At 67.7% G+C, this 16,766-nt stretch carries 13 protein-coding genes; 5 read left to right on the forward strand and 8 right to left on the reverse strand.

Annotation, left to right across the window (positions count from 1 at the left end):
* Positions 1 to 27: 27 nt before the first annotated feature.
* Positions 28 to 1,422: a polysaccharide lyase family 1 protein gene (locus AUL34_RS14445; RefSeq protein WP_061935004.1), complete on the forward strand. Its 1,395-nt coding sequence runs from the start codon at positions 28 to 30 to the stop codon at positions 1,420 to 1,422.
* Between the two features lie 59 nt (positions 1,423 to 1,481).
* On the opposite strand, the gene AUL34_RS14450 is transcribed toward AUL34_RS14445, so the two are convergent.
* The 4 genes from AUL34_RS14450 to AUL34_RS14465 all read right to left on the reverse strand — a co-directional run bounded on the left by AUL34_RS14450 (position 1,482) and on the right by AUL34_RS14465 (position 6,020).
* Positions 1,482 to 2,597 carry an acyltransferase gene (locus tag AUL34_RS14450; RefSeq protein WP_061935006.1) on the reverse strand — a complete coding sequence of 372 codons (1,116 nt, stop codon included), beginning with the start codon at positions 2,595 to 2,597 and terminating at the stop codon, positions 1,482 to 1,484.
* Positions 2,598 to 2,820: 223 nt separating this feature from the next.
* A complete protein-coding gene (locus AUL34_RS14455) occupies positions 2,821 to 3,510 on the reverse strand; it encodes an HAD family hydrolase (protein ID WP_061935008.1) in 690 nt (229 codons plus the stop codon).
* Position 3,511: 1 nt separating this feature from the next.
* Positions 3,512 to 4,471 carry an ATP-grasp domain-containing protein gene (locus tag AUL34_RS14460; protein WP_061935010.1) on the reverse strand — a complete coding sequence of 320 codons (960 nt, stop codon included), beginning with the start codon at positions 4,469 to 4,471 and terminating at the stop codon, positions 3,512 to 3,514.
* 235 nt (positions 4,472 to 4,706) lie between these two features.
* Positions 4,707 to 6,020, reverse strand: a complete 1,314-nt coding sequence (locus tag AUL34_RS14465; protein ID WP_192845761.1) for an O-antigen ligase — start codon at positions 6,018 to 6,020, stop codon at positions 4,707 to 4,709.
* 274 nt (positions 6,021 to 6,294) lie between these two features.
* On the opposite strand from AUL34_RS14465, the gene AUL34_RS14470 reads away from it, so the two are divergent.
* Positions 6,295 to 8,574: a polysaccharide biosynthesis tyrosine autokinase gene (locus AUL34_RS14470; RefSeq protein WP_061935014.1), complete on the forward strand. Its 2,280-nt coding sequence runs from the start codon at positions 6,295 to 6,297 to the stop codon at positions 8,572 to 8,574.
* Here AUL34_RS14470 and AUL34_RS14475 read toward each other — a convergent pair.
* The 3 genes from AUL34_RS14475 to AUL34_RS14485 all read right to left on the reverse strand — a co-directional run bounded on the left by AUL34_RS14475 (position 8,564) and on the right by AUL34_RS14485 (position 11,549).
* Entirely contained in the window at positions 8,564 to 9,886 is a 1,323-nt protein-coding gene (locus AUL34_RS14475; RefSeq protein WP_244492582.1) for a glycosyltransferase family 4 protein, read from the reverse strand. The two genes, AUL34_RS14470 and AUL34_RS14475, sit on opposite strands and share 11 nt — an antisense overlap.
* A gap of 10 nt (positions 9,887 to 9,896) precedes the next feature.
* Complete coding sequence (locus AUL34_RS14480) at positions 9,897 to 11,087, reverse strand: glycosyltransferase (RefSeq protein WP_061935016.1); 1,191 nt, start codon at positions 11,085 to 11,087, stop codon at positions 9,897 to 9,899.
* Between the two features lie 213 nt (positions 11,088 to 11,300).
* Positions 11,301 to 11,549: a hypothetical protein gene (locus AUL34_RS14485; protein WP_192845762.1), complete on the reverse strand. Its 249-nt coding sequence runs from the start codon at positions 11,547 to 11,549 to the stop codon at positions 11,301 to 11,303.
* Positions 11,550 to 11,961: 412 nt separating this feature from the next.
* Between AUL34_RS14485 and AUL34_RS14490 the strand changes: the two genes are divergently transcribed.
* Together AUL34_RS14490 and AUL34_RS14495 are read left to right on the forward strand one after the other, a co-directional pair.
* Positions 11,962 to 13,308: a UDP-glucose/GDP-mannose dehydrogenase family protein gene (locus tag AUL34_RS14490; RefSeq protein WP_061935020.1), complete on the forward strand. Its 1,347-nt coding sequence runs from the start codon at positions 11,962 to 11,964 to the stop codon at positions 13,306 to 13,308.
* Positions 13,309 to 13,396: 88 nt separating this feature from the next.
* Positions 13,397 to 14,449: an NAD-dependent epimerase/dehydratase family protein gene (locus AUL34_RS14495; protein ID WP_061935022.1), complete on the forward strand. Its 1,053-nt coding sequence runs from the start codon at positions 13,397 to 13,399 to the stop codon at positions 14,447 to 14,449.
* A 4-nt stretch (positions 14,450 to 14,453) separates the two neighbouring features.
* Here AUL34_RS14495 and AUL34_RS14500 read toward each other — a convergent pair whose 3' ends face one another.
* Positions 14,454 to 15,359 carry a methionyl-tRNA formyltransferase gene (locus tag AUL34_RS14500; RefSeq protein WP_061935038.1) on the reverse strand — a complete coding sequence of 302 codons (906 nt, stop codon included), beginning with the start codon at positions 15,357 to 15,359 and terminating at the stop codon, positions 14,454 to 14,456.
* Positions 15,360 to 15,698: 339 nt separating this feature from the next.
* Here AUL34_RS14500 and AUL34_RS14505 point away from each other — a divergent pair, with 339 nt between their 5' ends.
* On the forward strand, positions 15,699 to 16,544 hold the full coding sequence (locus AUL34_RS14505) for a sulfotransferase domain-containing protein (RefSeq protein WP_061935024.1): 846 nt from the start codon (positions 15,699 to 15,701) through the stop codon (positions 16,542 to 16,544).
* The last annotated feature ends 222 nt before the right edge of the window (positions 16,545 to 16,766 follow it).

Below are 16,766 nucleotides of genomic sequence, written 5' to 3' on the forward strand. Positions count from 1 at the left end.
CATCACCAATGCCTTGGAGATCCCCGAATGCGCTTTCGAAGGCCCTCGCTCGTGCGGCGCTCGTCGCTGCCCCGTGCGCTTCTCCTCGGCGCTCTCGCCGCCGCCATCCTCTCGCTCCCGGCCGCCGGCGCCGACACGCTCGCGGCCTTTCCCGGCGCCGAAGGGCATGGGCGCCAGGCACAGGGCGGTCGCAACGGGCGCATCATCGTCGTGAGCAACCTCGACAATTCGGGCCCCGGTAGCCTTCGGGCCTGCGTCCTCGCCACGGGGCCGCGTAACTGCGTCTTTCGGGTCTCCGGGGTGATCGTGCTTCAGCGGACCCTGTTGATCGACGGGCCGCAATCGAGCTTCCTGTCGATCCTCGGGCAGACGGCGCCGGGCGGCGGGATCACCATCACGGTGGATCCGAACTCGAAGGATTTCATGCGCGCCCCGATCGCCGTGCGCAATACGCACGACGTCGTGCTTCGTCATCTGCGCCTGCGCTCGCAGGCACCCGAAGAGGTGCCGAACGTCGACGCGTTGACCGTCGAGAACAGCCGGGACGTCTATGTCGATCATGTCTCCGGTTCGTGGGCGAGCGACGAGAACGTCAACATCCAGGGCCAGGCGACGAACGTCACCATCGCCTATTCGATCTTCGGCGAGGGACTTCGCAAGCACAGCAAGTGCGCCCTGTTCGGGTCCCAGTCGACCGCGCCGCAAGCCATCAGCTTCTGGCGCAACCTGTGCATCTCGAACAACGACCGCAATCCCGACGACAACCACGCGCGCCGCTCCTGCGTCGAGATCGTGGACAACCTGTTCTACAACGCGCGTTCGGAATGGGCCGAGGTGTTCAGCCAACATGCCGGCGGAACCACCATCTCCTTCGTCGGGAACTACTTCAAGGCGGGGCCGTCCACGCTGGAGCGCACCGCCGCGATCAACTGGAACGATACCGAAAGCGTCGCCGAACCGTCGATCTACGCGGTGGAAAACGCCGTCTGGGCTCCACCGTCCAAGATCCTGACACCGATCGCCGAAGACACGCTGCCGGTTCTCGTCGACCGGCCGGAATGCCCCTTGTCGGTGCCGAGCTTCGCGAATGCCGAGGCAAGCTACCGGGAGGTGCGCGCCCGAGCGGGCGCCTTCCCGCGCGATCGTGTCGACCGCCGGTTCGTTCAGGAGGCCGGCGAACTCGGCCGCGAGGGGTCCGGATCCCTGAAGCATGAGCCGGGCGCACTGGAACCGGTTTCCGACGCGCCGGCCTATGAGGACGTCGACGGGGATGGCATGGCCGATCGGATCGAGGAGCGGTTCGGGGCGAAGGTCGGCCGGAACGATGCCTGGGCCACGCGCGACGACGACGGCTGGTCGAGCTTCGATCGCTTCATGGAATGGTTGTCGCAAGAACGTCTGGCGGGCCGATATCCGGACTGAGGCATTCCCGGCGGTAGGGATCGCCCCCGCCGCGCCCGTCCTGGCTCCCGTCGCCGCAGTCAGGCCGCCGCGCGGGCGCGCCGCCGAAGGCCGGGCAACCTCGTCGGCCGACCGAGCACCCGTTCCCCATAGGCCCACTCATAGGGCCAGCGTTCGAAGAGGACGTGGACGAGGTGCGTCACGGGGATCACGGCGAGCACCGTCGCCGCCATAAACAGCACGGCCGAGCTGGCGACGTCGGTCGTGAAGAGCCCCGCACGAACGAACACCAGTCTCATCGCGTAGTAGATGTACGGATGCACGAGGTAGAGGCTGTAGCTGATCGTCCCGAAGTACAGGATCGCCCGGTGGGAGACGATCCGCGTCGTGAGGCTGTTGCGCGACACGGCGAGAGCGAAATAGCCCGCGGTCGCCAGGATCAGCAGCGTCAGGACCGGGTTCCGGAATTCGATCCAGTCGTAGTTGTAGTGTCCGAGCGAGGCCAGGAACACGCATGTTCCCAGCATCGCGGCCTCGGCCAGCCAGTGGCGTCCCGATCGCAGGCCGTCCCAGCGATCGTAGGCGAGCCGAACGCATAAGCCGGCGATGAAGTAGGAGGTGATGGGATAATAGGCCAGGAAGGCGGCGACCGCGGCCACCAGGACGCCGCGTGCCAGAAGCGTTGGGCGGCGCAGGATCGCGTAAACGCCGAGCGCCGTGAAGATGTAGAACCAGACCTCGAAGGTCAGGCTCCAGGCGTTCGGCGTCAATTGCTCGGTCGACGTGAACAGATCGAGGAAGGTCAGCGCGATCGCGATGGTGAAGGGATCGTTGGCCTCCGGCTGGATGTGCGTCAGGGCGTTCACAGCGATGAAGACGAGCGACAACGCGAAGAACAGCGGATAAAGGCGCATGAACCGCCTGGCCGCGAACTCCCGCCAGGTATAGCGCAGGGCGCTCGGCAGGATGACGAAGCCGCTGATGACGAAGAAGAGATCGACGCCGAAGGTGCCGAAGTTCCAGTAGGGAACGATCCCTTCTACATAGGCGGTGTTCGATGCGTAGACATGCTCCGCCATGCCGCCCGTCATGTGGGCGAACAGCACCATCAGGGATGCGATGCCGCGCAACCCATGCGTCGCCGCGTTGAAGGCCTTCGGCTCGCTCGTTCGGTCCTGCGTGTGCTGAGGGCTCATGGCGGGCTTCCGGTGACGTCGTCTGGTCGTTCGCAAGGGCGAGTCTAGGGTCGTCCATGGCCCGGCGCACAGACGAGCAGCCGGAGATGAGCCGTGTCCGAACAGGCATCGCCGATGCTGGGGATCCCTCCATTGGGCGGCCGGCCTAAGCCGAAAGGGGAGAGCAGGCCGGTCGGTTGCGCTGGAGGCGGGACGCAGGCGGCGTTCGATGCGTGGAGCGGCCTCAAGCGGCCAGGCCGGCGAGGCACGCGTCGAGGTCGTCGAGCGAACCGATCGTTGCTCGTGCGGCATGGTCGCGATCGATGGCATGTGAGGGATGGATCTTGCCGACCCGTTCGATCTGGACCGTCAGCCAACCCCGCGCGTTCGGCGTCACGAAGTCCTTGGCCGGATTGTCGGCGACATAGACCAGCGGCCGGCGGAAGGGGGAGGCCCAGTCCTCGACGATGGCGAAGGGGCGCGCATGCGGCTTGCCGAAGCCCGGCCCGAGATGCCCCGTGCACACGATGCAGGGAAGGATGCGATCCAGCCCGAGGGCCTTGATCTTGGCTTCCTGCGTTCGCGCCGGTCCGTCCGTCACGAGGGCGGCGAGGAGCGCGGTGCCGTGCTTATGGAAATAGCGTCGCGCGTCGGGCGCCAGCGCGATCGCCGGGCGATGGGAGCGATAGGTCTCGACGAGTTCGGCCAGCTCGTCCGGTGCGAGCGACAGCCCGATCCGCGCCGCCGCTTCGTCGAAGATGCGGGCGCGCGAGCCCGCGTCCAGGAGCGCGAGGCAGAGGTCGGCGAAGCCCGACACCGTCGGATGGCGTTCGCGAAGCCGCGTCTCGACCGCTGCATAGCCGCTGCGCGCGAAATCGCGTTCCAGGAAGAGCGTGTCGTCGAGATCGAAGACGACCAGTGGCGAGGCGCGCATGTCAGCCTTCGAACACGGCCGCGTCGTAGCGCAGCATGGTCACGCCGTCCCGCCACCCGTCGTGGGCGGTACGAGGAAGGTCGGCCACCTCCTCCAGGAGCCAGCGGCTGAACTCGGCGCCCGCATGGTGGGCCAGGGGATAGCCGCCACCGAAGCGGGCGTTGATCTCGAAGACGCAGGGTCCGGCTCCCGGATCCTGGATCAGCTGGAAGCACAGAACGCCGCGCGCCTCCGGCAGGGCACGCAGCACGCCGGCCGCCAGCTGCGTGAAGAGAGGCGCCCGCTCGGTCCGGCCTTTCTCGACCTCGCCGGCACGCACGCTGAGCCGGCGATGCGCCACGACGCTGCGCAAGGTGCCGTCGATGTCGACGAACATGTTCACCGTGTATTCCGGACCATGCAGGAGTTGCTGCAGCACCATCGGCTCGTCGATGGCGTCCGGCAGCTCCTGCGGACCGGACACGACCCGTATGCCCCGACTGGCACTGCCGCCCGAGGGTTTCAGGAACATCGGCCAGGCAAAGCCGTTGGCGTGGCTCGTCGGGTCGAAGGCGCGCGTTCGAGGAACGGGGACGCCGGCCGCCGCCAGCACCTCGGCGGTCCGCAGCTTGTCGCGCGCCACGGCGATCACCGATTCCGGGCTGACATGAACGCGTGCGCCGCGACGGGCGAATGCGTCGCGGGCGGATGCGAGGACCTCGAGTTCGGGATCGATCGTCGGCACGACGAGGCGAATGTCGTGCGCCTCGACGATGTCGATCAACGCGTCGACATAGCCAGCGTCCGTGCAGCGCGGCAAGGCCAGGGCGACGTCGGCCAGATGGCACGCGGCGCTGAGTTCCGGCCGGAGGTCGCAGGCGACGATCTTGAGCTCGAGCCCCAGCGCTTCGCCGGAGCGGCGAAAGCAGTCCACGAGGCCCGCACGACGTCCCGCCGATGAGATCAAGATACCAAGCGCCATCGTGGATCCCGTGTCCGGCCGCCATTGTTGGTCGAGACGTCGCAAGAACAGGCTGCGGCCTGCGGCAACGACTGAACGTATCGATCCCGAACCGGCCGCTCAATGCGACCTTCGACTACGCAAGAGGCGTGGGGCCGCCGAAGGCCTTGCACGAAGGGTGCAGTTGACAGTCGCAGGGGAATCGCGGGGCTCGAGGTCTCCGAGCCCCGGCTCGAACGTCGGACCCTTGCGGGCCCTAGCCTCGGCGTCTTCCCGCGCGTGGCCGGACAGGGCCCTTGGCCGGTGCCCGCCGCAGCGCCGCGATGCTGGGCGCGATGCCGAGCAGGAGGGGAACCACCATGAAGCGCCCGTAGACGTGCGGAAGCGTGTTCAGCATCAGGATGAAGGATCCGGTCATGACGAGGGTGCAGGTCCCCGCCAACCGGTCTCCTCCCTTGCCGAAGGCCGAGATGCCGACGAGGATCGGAGCCAGCAGCATCAGGCAGAAGCCGATCAGTCCGGGGAAGCCGGCCTCGTTCCAGATCAGGAGATAGGTGTTGTGGACCGGGGCGTTGAGGGTTCCGAGGGTGCGGAACTGGTCCGCCCCCGCCCCGAAGATCATGGACCGCTCGGCCATGTTGACCGCCGCGTGGACGAGCTGCATGCGGCCGACGAAGGTTCCGGCACTGTCGATGTCGCCGGTCTCCAGGGCGCCCAGAACGCGGCGCTGGAAGACGTCGGGAAGGAAGTCCCGCCCCCAGGTCAGGACGACATTGACGATGCCGGCGAGGATCGCCCCGATCATGACCATCTGCTTCATCGAGCAGCCGATCAGGACGAAGGCCCCGATCGAATACGAGAGCATGATCAGCCCCGTGTTCGATCCGGTGAGCACGATGCCGTAGGCGAGAAGCGGCAGGCCGAGAACCAGCCAGAGCCGCCCGACCCGGCCCGTTTCCGTCAGCCAGAAGAGCAGGGGCACCGCCATCGCGATCACCGCGGCGCACTCGTTCTCCCGCTCCACGAACCCGAGGAACCGCCCGTTGCCGCTCACAAAGGTCGTGCCCGTCGTCTGGAGCACATGGATGACGTAGATCCCCTGCACGCAGATGATCCACATGGCGACGACGTAGATCTTGGCGAAGGTGGCCACCTCGCCGGAGGGCCGGCCAAGCAGGATGTGGCCAAGGAGCCAGTAGGCGAAGAGATACTGGCCGACCACGATGAAGCCGCGCTCCGGGTCTCCGAAGAGGAGGCTGCTCGTCAGCATCATGACGGAGAACAGGGCGATGCCGCTGTTCCAGAACACGGTGGCGGCCTTCAGCGGCGCGACTTCGAACCCCCGGCCGAGCAGCATGACGAACAGGAGGACCGCGGCGAACGCATCGCTCAAGGTGAAGTAGAAGGCGTCGAGCCGAAGGAGGTTGAAGGGGGCCAGGAAGACGAAGGCGCATCCCAGCGCCAACCGGATGCCATCGACGCTCCATCCCCGCGCCAAGGGGGGCGGGGTCGTGGCGAGGGGGCGAAGAGGTCGTGCCCAGCCGTCGTCGAAAGGGGGATTCTGGTTCATCGTGATCCGGGACCCCGGGTTGGCCGGCATGCAGCCACGAGCGACGAGGCGCACGCGAGCCCGCAGTGTCCTTCTGGAAGTGGATGAATTCGACGAGCGACAAAAGTTGGATTCTCGGCCGCCCGCTTCATCCATCCGGATAGGGCCGTACCCGTCCATTCCCCCGATTGGTGCCGTTCGACCGGTCTCGGGCCATGCTAAGCGTCGGCTCCGTGAGAAGATCGAGAAAAGCCGACAGTGCAGGGCTTGCGCAGTCGTTTCCAACGGATGTTCCATGACCGTAAGCATGATCGGCGACAACCTGATTTCGAACCGTTCCGACGGTCATCGCCGGGACCCTTTCGATCGACCGGAGCCGCCCGAGAGAAGCGTCATCGGGCCGCGCGAACTCTACGGGCTGCTGCATCGCCGCTTCCTGCTCATCGCGGCGATCGTCTGCGTCGGCACGCTGGCCGCGGCGACCGCGGCCTACACGTTGCCGAAGTCCTATTCCGCCCGGTCGATGATCCTTCTGGAACCCGACGATCCGAACCTTCTCGAGGACCAGCCCGACACGCAGACGAGACCGCCGTCTCACGAGACGCTGGATACGGAGTCCGACCTCATCAAGTCGCGCAGCTTCGCCGGGCGCGTCGTCGACGACCTTCAGCTCGTGAAGGATCCCGACTTCAATCCATACCTGCCGAAGACCGCGGCCGACGGCTCAGCCGAGCCGGCCCAAGCTTCCGGCATCCTGGGATCCGTCGTTGCCTTCTTCGGCGGCGAGGGCGAGCGGACCAACGCGAGCGTCCCGAGCGCCGACGTGCAGAGGGACCAGGCGATCTCGATCCTCCTGTCCAAGTTGTCGACCGTTCGCAACGGCGAGAGCATGGCGCTCACCGTTTCCGTCACGCACGGCGACGCCGAGATGGCGGCCAAGCTCGCCAATGCGATCACCGGACAGTTCGTCGAATGGTCGCGCGACCAGAAGCGCGACGATATCCGCAATGCGACCGCGTTCCTGCGGCAGCAGTCAAGCGACCTTGCCGCCAGCATCGCCAGCAAGGAACTCGAAATCTCCGAGTACAGCAGCCGGTTGAACGTTTCGATCGATCCCCGGGACGATCTCCTGCGTCTCGCGATGCAGCAGACGAACGAGCAGCTCAGCACTGCGCGCGGGGACTACACGCAGGCTCAGGCGCGGTTGGAGCAGGTCCAGGGCGATGTCAGCGGCGCCGTCGCGGGCACGGACCCGCTGCTCAAGTCCGAGTTCCTGACGACGCTTCGCAACGAGGAAGCCTCCGCGCAGCGCGACCGGGCACAGCTGGCCCGTAACTACGGCGAGAACCATCCGCTGATCCAGGACGCGGACGCCAAGATCGCCAGCGTGCGCAAGCTCATATCGGGAGAGATGAACGACATCGTCGCCAACCTGCGGAACGATGTCAGCGTCGCGCAGGAGCGCATCACCAAGCTCGAGAGCGACCTTGCCGGCCTCAACAAGGAGCTACGTCGGCGAAGCGTCGACGAGATCCGGCTGCGTGAGTTGAACCGCGACCTGATGACGGAACAGAAGCTCTATGATCTGATCTCGTCCCGCCTCGGCAAGCTCGATCCCTACTCGGACGCCGCCGATCCCGGCGCGCGCGTGATCTCCTATGCCGAGGTCCCGCGGGAGCCGGCCTTCCCGAAGCCTCGAATGATGACGGCGGGCGCGCTGGCGGGCTCGGTGGTCCTCGCCTTCATCATCGCCCTGACGATCGAAGGCGCCGACTCGCGCGTCCACAATGCCAAGCATCTGGCTTCCATCCTGCAGGCGCCGGTCATGGGCATCGTGCCGCGCATGCGATCGCGCTTCTTCGGCCGGCCGGTGAACGTTGCGAGCCGGCTTTCCTCGTCGAGGCGCTCGCGCGTCGGCGAGGCGTTCCATACCTTGTGCAACGCGTCCCGCCGCTCCTATCCGGGAACGCGCGCCTTCGTCGTCATGGTCAGTTCCGCCTCGCCCGCCGAGGGCCGCACCACGACGGCGATCGGGTTCGCCTGCGCCGCGGCGCTGCAGGGCGAGCGCACGCTCCTCGTCGATCTCGATGGCTGGAGCGATGAGATCCGAGGGCAGCTCGGCGTGAACGAGAACCCGCCGCGGACCATCGAAAGCTATCTGGACGGCCATTGCGCGCAGGGCGATACGCTTCGGGCGGTCGTCGATACGCCCAACCTCGACGTCGCCGTTTCGGAAGGGCGGCGTGGGGGGGGGCGTGGTCTTCTGCAGCGCCAGTCCTTCGAGACCTATATCGGCACCTTGCGCGAGAACTACGACGTCATCGTCCTCGACGCGCCGCCCCTTCTCGCCGTCGAGGACGCCACGACGATCGCCGGCTCCGCCGACGCGGTGGTCCTGGTCGCGCTGTGCGGGCGAAGCTCGGAGGATGCCCTTCGCGAGGCGCGCGACAAGGTCTGGCTGACGAATGCGAGGCTGATCGGCGTCCTGAACGGGGCGGATCCGGGAACGAGCCAGAACGGGCTTCGCACGTCCCGTGCCGCCCGTCGCAAGACCCGCCGCTACTTCACCGAGTAGCCGCTGCGGAGCCGGCCCAGGCCGCAGCGGCCGGGCCGGCCGCCTCGCCGCCGATCGAAGCCGGCGCAGCGCCGGCCCAATGTGCCCCGTCGCGCTCATCGCGGTCCGCGGCAACGGATCGAAGCCCGAACGCGCGGATCAAGCCGTCGGCCACGATCCGAACGTCGAACCGCTCCTGCGCAAGGCGCCGCGACTGCGCTCCCATGCGCCCGGCCAGCGTCTCGTCCAGGAGAAAGGCCCGCATGGCATCGGCCAGCGCCGCCGGATCCTTCGGCGGAACCAGAAACCCGTTTCGCCCGTCCACCACGGTGTCGCGGCAACCCGGCGCGTTCGTGGTGACGACGGCGCGTCCCGTGGACAGGGCTTCCAGCGCGCTTCGCGGGATGCCCTCGCGATAGGTCGACGGAAGCACGAAGACGGTCGCTGCCGCCAGGAACGGCGCGACGTCGGTGGTTTCGCCCAGGTACTCGATCGAGCCGTCGGCATGCCAGCGGTCGAGTTCGTCGCGCGTGATGCCGAGCGGGCTGGGATCGAAGGGCCCCAGAACCTGAAAGCGGGCGTCCGGGAAATCGCGCTTGAGACGCTTTGCGGCCTCCGCGAACTCCGCGATCCCCTTCTCGCGCAGCAGTCGCGCCACCAGAAGGAAGACCGCAGGGCCGGCGGGAACCGGGACCGCGGCGAACTGATCGAGGTTGACGCCGGAACCGGGCACCATGACGAGCGGGGTTCGGGCGTCGATCATGCGATGGCGCCGGATGTCCTGCGCATCGGCCTCGTTGTAGGCGAAGGCCGACGTCAAGCCGACGAGCGCGCGGCGATACAGGGCGACGCTCAGCCATCGCAGCATGGTGGCGCGGGGACCGTTCCGGTCTCCACTGAACACGTAGCCCATGCCCGTGAACAGCGCGTAGCGCTTTCGAACTCCGGCCAAGCGCGCGGCCAGGCTGCCGTAGATGATCGGCTTCATCGTGTAGGCGACGACGACATCCGGCGCCAGCCGGCGGATCTCCCGGTGGATCGATGCGAGCGTTGCGATATCGGCGATCGGATTGCTCCCTGTCCGTGCCATCGCGATCCGTCGGAAGCCGATGCCGGCCCGCGACAGCGCCCCAATGGATTGCGGATCGTCGTCGGGGGCGAGCGCCGTGACCTCGTGGCCCCCGGCGACCATGCCGGCGAGCAGCTCCAGCCGGAAGTTGACAAGGGATCGCGTGAGGCTCGCGATCACCACGACCCGTTGCATCGACGCCGCAGCGCCCTCGTTCGGCGACGCGCCGCCGCCGGAGACCAGGGGCCGTTCGGACCGGGACATGGCACTCTCCTTAGTGCGAGGCGGTGGATCGTCGGCCGGCCAGGGCGCCTGCGTAGAGATCCAGGTGCCGGCTGACGTATTGCGCCAGCGAGAAGTTCTCGATCACGCGCTGCCGGGCCTTGGCGCCGAGGGCGCGGCGGTCCTCGTCCGACATGGCGACGAGGCGCTCCAGCCCGGCGTCGAAGGCGTCCTGGTCTCCCGGCGGGACCACGGCGCCGGTCGGGCCGACGAGCCAGCCGCAGTCGCCGAGCGAGGTGACCACCGCCGGAACGCCGCAGGCCATGGCTTCGCCGACCGCCAGCGAGAAGGCTTCCCCCCAGCTGGACGAAAGCGCGAAGACGTCGAAACCGGGAAGAAGATCGGCCACATCGCTTCGGATGCCGGGCGTGGTGATCCGGGCGTCGATGCCGAGCTCGCGGGCGACATGGCGCACCGGCCCCTCGTCGTGGCCGTCGCCGATGAAGATGCCCTGGATGTCGTGGCCCTGGTCCACGAGGCGCTTGATGGCGCGAACGATCGAGGCCGGGTTCTTCATCGGATGGTTGCGGGCGACGTGGCCGACGATCAGGCGATCCGCCGGGATACCGAAGATCTGCCGCACGTGCCTCGGCCCGTCCGGCCTCGGCTGGAATTCGGCGCAGTCGATGCCGTTCGGTATCACCACCCGCCGGGCCGGGTCGAAGCCGAGGCGCTCGTGGTCGTCCGCAGCGACGCGGGAGCAGTAGGAGATCGCGGCAACCCGGCTGGAGAGCCTTGCGGAGATGGCGATGAGACGCCGGGTCAGGCTGTTCTCGTTCTCGATGTCGGGGATCGTGTGATGGATGCTCCACACGATCGGAACGATGTTGAACCCAAGGAGCGACCCAAGCGTCGCAGCGACATTGCCGTGATACATCCAGCCGTGGATGAGGTCGGGCCTGGAGCGACCGACGAGACGGGCGAGGCGCACGGCGTCGCGCGCGCGCGGCCGGCGGTCCATGTCGACGGAGACGACATCGGCCCTCGTGCGCAGGACACGCGGTTGCAGAAGACCCGGCGGAAGCAGCGACAGGACCGTCGAGGAGAAGGCAGCCCGGTCCAGCTGTTCCAGAAACCGGGTCAGCATGTATTCCGCACCGCCGACGTTGAGACCGGTGATGGTGTGAAGGACGTTGACGGACGCGTCCGTTTCGATCGCGGGGAAAGCTGGCGGCAGCGTCACGGGGTTCAGACTCCATTCGACGCCATCGGACCTTACGGAAGTTCCGCCAAGCCTCCAGTTGGCTCAACGGCACCAAGGCCTAGCCGGAGGAGGTAGCGGGCGCATCGAAAGATCGCATCGATCCGCCCGGTCCATCGCGCGGTCGCGCCCGAGCCGTCGGGGGAGCCCGACGCGAGCACGCGCCGTGATGGTCAGTGGGGTGGGGATCGCCGGCTACCACCAGCCCGGCATGGCGAGCCACCCGAACCAGACCTTCTTGAAGATCACCCAGCCGAAGGCCGCGTTCATCAGAAGGGCGCTGAGGCCCAGGACGATGAAACCCGCATCGCTCTCGCGCGACTGGTAGGTGTTGCCGTGCGTGCGTTCAAATTCCAGGAGCTCGGCTTCCAGCTCGGTCATGCCTCCGGGATGGATATCGAGCGACCTACCGGACATGTTCATCGAGTTTCGCTGTCCAACCACGACCGACCTCCTCTTTCGCGGGCCGACTGTTCGAACGGGTTCGCGCTGCCGAGCGGCCTTGCTTCCACGCACGACCGCTTCATGCCGATGGTAGGGCGAGCGCCGAGGGCGGGCCACAGCCGCGTCGCTCGCAAAAAGCCCGGCTTGGCAGCCGCAAACGGAGGGGGCGCCCGCGTCTCCGCCTGCCGAATGGCGTAGCGCCATCGCCGAAGGGGGAAGCGGGATCGTCCTTTCGGCCGAACTCGATGCGGGACGGCGGGAGGCGCAGGCGAGCCGCGTCCCCACAATGAACCCGCCGAGGCAACTACCGGCGGGATCGATCCTGCGCCCATGGCCGATTTGACCACTCGGCGCGAAGGCCGTCTCGCCGCAGGATCGCGGCACGTCCTTTTCGGGGAGCATCGTCGGCGTCATGCGGATCGCGATCATAGGCTCGGGTTACGTCGGTCTCGTCAGCGGGGCGTGCTTTGCCGATTTCGGTCATGTCGTGACCTGCGTCGACAAGGCGGAGCACAAGATCGCCGCGCTTCTGGCCGGCCGGATGCCGATCTACGAACCGGGGCTGGCCGACCTCGTCGAGCGCAACGTCGAGGCCGGGCGGCTCTCGTTCACGACCGACCTGGCAGGTCCCGTGTCGGAGGCGGACGTCGTCTTCATCGCGGTGGGCACGCCCTCCCGGCGCGGCGACGGGCATGCCGACCTCAGCCACGTCTACGCGGTCGCCCGGGAGATCGCGAGCCACGTCCAGGGGTTCACCGTGGTCGCCACGAAGTCCACCGTGCCGGTCGGCACGGGCGACGAGGTGGAATACATCATCCGGAGCCAGAACCCCGCGGCCGACGTCGCCGTCGTCTCCAACCCCGAGTTCCTGCGCGAGGGCGCGGCGATCGAGGACTTCAAACGTCCCGACCGGATCGTGGTCGGTCTGTCCGATCCGCGCGCCCGCGACGTGATGACCGGAATCTACCGGCCGCTCTACCTCAACGAGGCGCCCCTCCTGTTCACCACGCGGCGCACGTCCGAGCTCATCAAGTACGCGGCCAACGCCTTTCTCGCGCTCAAGATCACCTTCATCAACGAGGTGGCCGATCTGTGCGAAAACGTCGGGGCCAACGTTCAGGAGGTCGCCCGCGGCATCGGCCTCGACAAGCGCATCGGCGCAAAGTTCCTGAACGCGGGGCCGGGCTACGGCGGTTCCTGCTTTCCCAAGGACACGCTCGCCCTCGTCAAGACCGCGCAGGACAGCAACGCCCCCTTGCGGCTGATCGAGACCACGGTCGCCGTCAACGACCAGCGCAAGCGCGCCATGGCGCGCAAGGTCATCGCGGCCTGCGGCGGGCGGGTGCGATCCAAGATGATCGCGGTGCTCGGACTGACCTTCAAGCCCAACACCGACGACATGCGCGAAGCGCCCTCGATCTCCATCGTCCAGGGGCTCATCGACGCCGGCGCGCACGTCACCGCCTACGATCCGCAGGGCATGGAACAGGCGCGCCAACTCCTGGATCCGGCGGTCCGCTACGCCGCCGATCCGTATGAATGCGTCGAGGGCGCGCAGGCGGTCGTCATCGTCACGGAATGGGACCAGTTCCGCGCCCTCGACATCGACCGCCTGGCGCGGATCATGTCGGGAGACGTCCTCGTCGACCTGCGCAACATCTATCGCGCCGACGAGATCGAGCAGCGCGGGCTGCGCTACACCAATCTCGGCGATGGCTCCATGCCGGTGCCCCACGGCCTGCCGGTGGCGGCCGAATGACGATTCGCAACGGCGCCGCCCTTTCCGACCCGGGACCCGGCGCGCCACCGCGCGCCGTCCTCATCTCCTTTCGCAAGGTCCGAGCGCCATGAGGATCCTCATCACCGGGACGGCGGGCTTCGTCGGCTTCCACCTGGCGAGCCGGCTGCTCGCCGACGGGCACGTCGTCGTCGGCTTCGACGCGATGACGCCCTACTACGACGTGAAGCTGAAGAGCGCGCGGCACGCGATCCTGGCGCGACATCCTAACTTCCAGGGGCTGACGGCGCGGCTGGAGGACATGGACGCGCTGCGCCATGCAGCCGACCTCGCGGACCCGGAGATGATCGTGCATCTCGCCGCGCAAGCCGGCGTGCGCTATTCGATCGAGCACCCGCAGACCTATGCCGACAGCAACCTTCTGGGCTCGTTCAACGTCCTCGAACTCGCTCGCGGGCTGAAGATCCGGCACCTGATGCTGGCGTCCACGAGTTCGGCCTACGGCGCCAACACAGCCATGCCGTTCCGCGAGAGCGACAAGGCGGACCATCCCCTGACCTTCTATGCCGCCACCAAGAAGGCGATGGAGGCGATGTCGCACGCCTATGCGCATCTCTTTTCCATCCCGACGACCTGCTTCCGCTTCTTCACGGTCTACGGGCCGTGGGGACGGCCGGACATGGCGCTGTTCCGTTTCGTAGAGGCGATCGAGGCCGGTCGGCCCATCGACGTCTATGGCGAGGGTCGGATGCAGCGCGACTTCACCTATATCGACGATCTCGTCGAGGCCGTGGTCCGGTTGGCGGCGCGCGCGCCGGTGATGGGACGTCCCGTGTCGGGCGAGGGCTTCACCGACACGCTGTCGCCCGTGGCACCCTGGCGACTCGTCAACATCGCGGGCGGAGAGCCGGTCGAACTCGTGCGTTTCATCGACACGATCGAGCGGTGCCTTGGCAAGCCGGCCGTCCGCAGGATGCTTCCCATGCAGCCGGGCGACGCTCGCGCCACCTTCGCGGACCACCGCCTTCTCGAGGCGCTGACCGGCTATGTGCCCCATACCGCGGTGGAGGAGGGCGTCGAGGCCTTCGTCCGGTGGTACCGCGAGCAATGGCCGGCCGCCGTTCCGGCTTCCGACCCCGCCCCGGTTCCCGTCCCCGCCTGACGCGTCAGGCGCCTGCGAGTTTCACGTGGATCCGCGGCTTCGAGGCCGCCCCGCTCCAGGCGGTGACCTCGATCGCCGCCCCATCGCCGCACAGAACGCTGAACCCTTCGGCGGTGTGGGTCTGGACCTGTCCCGCCAGGCCGATGAAGCGCCCGCGTGGAGCAAGGAGGCGGGCCGCTTCGATGCGAATCTTGGTGCCGGCGTCGTGGGTGAACGCGCCGGGATAGGGATCGCCCACCGCGCGCACCAGGCGTAGGACCGCCTCGGCCGGCTCGCGCCAGTCGATCTCCCCGTCCGCCTCGGTCCGCTTGGCGCAGTAGCTGGCGAGCGAATGGTCCTGCGCCGTTCCCACGCAATCACCGGCCGCCACGCGACGCGCTACCAGCGGCACGAGTTGGGCCAGCGCGCCCGTATGCTTGTCGTAGAGCGAGCGGGCGGTTTCGTCGGGCGCGACCGGAAACAGGCGCTGGGCGACGATCGGGCCGCTGTCGGTGCCCTCGTCCAGCCAGAACACGGTGGAGCCGGTGGTCTCCTCCCCCGCAAGGATGGTCCACGGAATGACCGCGCGGCCGCGGAAGCGGGGCAGGGGGGCGGGGTGATAGCCGAGCGTTCCGAGCCGCGCCGCCGCGCGAAACGGCTCGCGGCAGATCTGCGACCAGCCCACCACCATCGTGAGGTCCGGCGCAGCCGCTCTGATCGCCTCCACCGTCTCGGGCGCGTTGATGTTGCCGGTGAAATGAACGGCAGCCTCGGCGCGCCGGGCGGGCGCCGCGAGATCGGCGAAGTCGGAATGGCGGTGGGCGGCTTCCGGGGCGAGCGTCACCACGAGGATCGGGGCGAGCCCGTCGTCGATGAGCGCGTTGAGGGCGACGAGCGAGCCTTCCACTGCGCCGACGAAAGCGATGCGCATCGACGTCATGGGCATCCCCCGTGCTTCCGAATCGAACCGGCGCTCCGGCCGGTCCCCGAGCCGACGCCACGACGGATGCGGGGCAAGGTGAAGAGCGCCTTTAGGCGTAGGGCTTCGGTGCCCGATCCTATCCGATGTCCGCACTGTTCCATCGGGCCGCCGTCCTCATACTGGAGCCGTCGCGCACGCGGGGGGCATCGACGCGGCTCCCCGCCGGGGATCGCGTGCTGTCCGGTGGTCCTTCCCCCGAGCGGCTGCCGGCGGCCCCTGACGGCCACGGCGTCTCGGATGACGCCAGAGCAGGTCGATCCGGCGTCGACGTCGAGGGGGGTGGGGTCGATGACGATGATGTATCGAAGTGCGCTGCGGAAAGTGAGCCGCCGGGCTCGGCTGGTCTGGACGGCCGCGGGCGCCGACACGTTTCTGGCGTCCTATCCGAAGTCGGGGCGTACCTGGTTCCGCTCGATCCTGTCGCACTACTTCGCCTCGGTCGTCGGCGAGGCGGACAGGGCCGGTCTCCATGAGATGTTCGGGGTCGTACCGAACTACGATTCCGATCCCGTTCGCGGCATTCCCGCCTTCCGCTATGGTGGCCTCCGGTCGCAGGTGCCCCTCATCGTCGTCACGCACCACCTCTACAGGCGCACCCTGTTCCTCAACCGGCCGGTCGTCTTCATGGTGCGCGATCCAAGGGACGTCCTCGTCTCGGCCTATTTCCACGAAACGCGTCACAAGCGCCGGTTTTCCGGGGAGCTCGACGCGTTCATCGCGCACGAGAGCCTGGGCGTCCCCGCCCTGATCCGATATCTCAACGCCTGGGGCCGGGGGCTCGCGCACCATCGCAACGCCGTCCTCAGCTACGAGGATCTGTCGGCCGACACGCAACGTGCGAGCGCCGAGATCATCGCGTTCCTCGGCCATCCGTTGCAGCCGACTCTCCTTGGCGAGGCCGTGCGCGCATCCCGGTTCGAGGCCATGCGCCAACGCGAGATCGAACAGGGAATTCCCGCCCACGAATACGATCGCGGCGATGTGGAGAGCCTGCGGATGCGCCGCGGAAAGCCGGGTGGCTTCGGCGACTATCTCACGCAGGCCCAGGCGGCAAAGATCGTCTCGGCCTGCGAGCGTCAACTGACGCCCGCCGCCAAGGCTTTGGTGGCAAGAACGGGTCTTCTGCTCAACTGATCCATCGCGGCCGTCGTCCTGCACCAACGTTACCGCGAACGGAGTAGGCGTCGCGCGTCGCCGGCGACGGGCCGTATCCGATTGTGACACGCGGTCCGCAATCCTCGCCGAAGGGTGAACTGGTCGCCCGCCCGCCGTCGCTGTGGAATGCCGATGCGGTGAATCGGCGGGACGACACCGCACCCGGGAACCGCCGAGAGGATGTCGTGGATCGTTCGAGCG

The sequence above is a fragment of the Aureimonas sp. AU22 genome (assembly GCF_001463745.1).
Lineage (GTDB): Bacteria > Pseudomonadota > Alphaproteobacteria > Rhizobiales > Rhizobiaceae > Aureimonas.